Here is a 3,158-nt window from a genome sequence, read left to right on the forward strand (position 1 = left end):
AACGAGAGCATCCTCTACCTGTCGGTGCGGCGGACGGTGGGCGGCCAGACGGTGCGCCATGTCGAACGCATGGCCTCGCGCTACTTCCCCGATGTCTATTCGGCATGGTGCGTCGATTCGGGCGTGAGTTACGACGGCTGGAACGGCGACGCCTCGAAGTTCCTGAGCATCGGCGGTACGACCTACGATGCCGGAGATCCCGTCACCGTGACGGCCGTCGGGCACACGCCCTTCACCTCGGGCTCGGTCGGCGCGAAGTACATCCTGCGCAGCGGCCAGAACCAGGTCACGGTCACCGTCACGGCCTACACCGATGCGAGCCATGTCAGCGCGACGCTCGATACGGCGCCGCACACTTCCCTGCAGGCCATGGCCCTGTCCGACTGGGCGCTGGCGACCTTGACCCTGGGCGGGCTCTGGCACCTCGAGGGGCGGGACCTCGCCGTCCTGGCGGACGGGTCGGTGCAGCCCGCCGCCGCCGTCGTTGACGGCTCGATCGCGCTGGTGCGCGCCTGCGGCCGCGTCGTCGCGGGCCTGCCCTACACCTGCGACCTGGAGACCCTGAACATCGAGGCCGGGCAGCCGACCCTGCAGGGACGCCAGAAGGTCATCAACGAGGTGACCTTGCGGGTGAAGGACACGAGAGGTCTCAGCGCCGGTCCGACCGCCGACCGCCTCACCGACATCAAGGAGCGGCTGGGCGAGACCTTCGGCTATCCGACCCTGCTCGCGACGGGCGACGAGAAAGTGCTGATCGATCCCTCGTGGAACACACAAGGCCGGGTCTTCGTCCGCCAGTCCAACCCCCTCCCGGCGACCGTCGTCGCCATCATCCCCAAGATCGAAGCCGGAGCCTGACCCATGGCGCTCACGACCACGACCAACAAGGTGATCCACGCCGGCAACGGTTCGGCGACCGTGTTCCCGTACGGCTTCCCGATCCTGTCGGCCTCGCACCTCAGCGTGATCTACACCAACGCGGCCGGCGCCGAGACCACCTTGTCGCCCAGCGAATACAGCGTGACCGGCATCGGAGCGCGCGCCGGCGGCAGTGTCACCTACACGCGTTCGGGCTCGCCGATCGCTAGCGGCACGAAACTCACGATCCTGCGCACGGTGCCCTACACGCAGACGACGGTGCTCTCGAACCAGGGCGGCTATTACCCGGAGGTCGTCGAGGCGCGGCTGGACCTGATCACCATGGCGATGCAGCAGCTCGCCGAGATCGTCGGGCGCTACACCGTCTCCAGCATCAGCGACCCGGCGACCGAACAGAGCAACTACGCCCTGATCCAGGCGCTGCAGGCGACGGTCGGCGGGGTCGACAAGCTCACCAGCCAGGGCGACCTGCTGACCCGCGACGCCTCGGCCTACAAGCGGCTGGCGCGCGGGACGACGGATCAGGTGCTGAGCGTCAGCGGTGCGGACCTGATCTGGCGGACGTTGGCCGCCTATCCCGTCTTCTCGGGCCTCAGCCGCCAGACCGTGGCCGCCGGTCCGGTCACGACTGCCGGCCTGCCGGGCTTCCTGCCGTCGACCAACGCGGCCCTGTCGGTCACCAGCACCAACGTCTCGTCGACCTATCCGCTGGTGGCCACGGCGGCGGCGGGCTGGTCCGCTACGACCGGCGGGCCGGTCGACGTGATCGGCTACAGCACGGCCAATCTCTCCTGGACGGGCCTCACCGCCAGCCGGGCCGCGGCAACGCCGAACTTCCTCTATGTCACGATCGCCAACGGCCTCATGACGCCCGGCAGCACACTCCTCGCGCCGGTCTACCAGTGGGGCGGCACGCCGGCCGTCACCGCCGGCCAGTTCACCTTCAACATCGCCGAAATGCGCGGCTATCTCGGCAACGGCACGACCGCGCCGCAGGTCAACCTGGTGATGGTCGGCGAGGCCGCGACGGACGGGACGGGCGTCATCTCGACGGTGGCCTATGCCTATAACGGCAAATTCGCATCGGCCTTCACGGCGACGCTGCCGGGTGCCGGCGCTTACACGTCCGCAAATCACAACATCGGTATCAAGCCGCGATCAGCCAAACTCGTTATTGAATGCATTTCCGCTGAGATTGGCTACAGCGTCGGAGATCAGATCACCGAAGGGCATATTGCAATCTACTCAACGGTCTTTGCTCCTGTGCCCATCGTCTCCACGGGGAAGACGGTCGGCTTCCAGACGCCCGCCAGTACGAGCCTAATTCTCCTGTCGCGAACGACAGGCACCCCAACGCAGCTCACGGTGGCCAACTGGAAGTACTCCCTCGTCGCGGAGCGCGGGTGGTGATCACCATGCTCCCCGCCACCGAGGAAGATGCCCGCGAGCTGGCACCGCTGCTGCGTGCCGAGGATCGCGCGGAGATCGCCGCCTTGTCGGGCCGTGAGCCCGCCGAGCTGCTGGTCGAGAGCGTACGCGCCTCCTGGGAAACCACGACCTACCGGGCCGACGGCGCACTGATCTGCATCGGGGGCGTGGCGCCGCTCAGCCTGATCGGCTCGACGGGCGTTCCCTGGCTGATGGGCACCGATCTTGTGCCGGTTCATCGCAAGGCGTTCATGCGCCACAGCCGCGAAGCCATGCCGCGCTGGCTGGCGCGCTATCCGACGCTGCGCAACGTCGTCGATGCTCGATATGCCGAGGCCATCCGCTGGCTGCGCTGGCTGGGCTTCCGGTTCGGCGAGCCCGTCGTGATGGGCGTCGCTGGCTTGCCATTCCTGCCCTTCCAGATGGAGGCCGCCGATGTGTGAGCCGATTTCCCTCGCGCTGACGGCCCTCAGCACGGTCGCAGGCTTCGTCGGCCAGGTGCAACAGCAGAACGCTCAGGCACAGGCCGCACAGGCAAACGCCGCGCAGGCTCGCTATCAGGCGCAGGTCGCCCAACAGAACCAGGAGCTGATGCGCCGGCAGGAAGCCGATGCGCGGCAGCGCGGGCAGGTGGCGGAGGAGAACCGGCGACGCCTCACGTCCCAGCAGATCGGCCAGCAGCAGGCTGGTCTTGCCGCGCAGGGCACCGACCTCCAAGGCAGTCCGACCGACATCCTGGGCGACACCGCCGCAGCCGGCGAGCTGGACGCCCGCACGATCCGCGCCAATGCCGCGCGTGAAGCCTACGGCTATCAGATCCAGGGGCAGGGCTACGGCAATACCGCGATCCT

Annotated in this window: 3 protein-coding genes and 1 pseudogene; all 4 read left to right on the forward strand. The window is 67.9% G+C overall.

The window, feature by feature from the left end:
* Positions 1 to 858: pseudogene (locus EPO41_RS02795) on the forward strand (hypothetical protein); the annotation flags it as partial.
* Positions 859 to 861: 3 nt separating this feature from the next.
* Positions 862 to 2,289 carry a hypothetical protein gene (locus EPO41_RS02800; RefSeq protein WP_296320066.1) on the forward strand — a complete coding sequence of 476 codons (1,428 nt, stop codon included), beginning with the start codon at positions 862 to 864 and terminating at the stop codon, positions 2,287 to 2,289.
* Positions 2,286 to 2,750, forward strand: coding sequence for a hypothetical protein (locus tag EPO41_RS02805; RefSeq protein WP_296320069.1), 465 nt, complete (start codon positions 2,286 to 2,288; stop codon positions 2,748 to 2,750). The genes EPO41_RS02800 and EPO41_RS02805 overlap by 4 nt, the downstream gene beginning before the upstream one ends.
* Positions 2,743 to 3,158, forward strand: a 416-nt coding sequence (locus tag EPO41_RS02810; RefSeq protein WP_296320072.1) for a hypothetical protein, incomplete at its 3' end; no start/stop codon positions are given. The genes EPO41_RS02805 and EPO41_RS02810, both read left to right, overlap by 8 nt.

It is taken from the genome of Reyranella sp., from assembly GCF_004297265.1.
In the GTDB taxonomy this organism is placed as follows: domain Bacteria; phylum Pseudomonadota; class Alphaproteobacteria; order Reyranellales; family Reyranellaceae; genus Reyranella.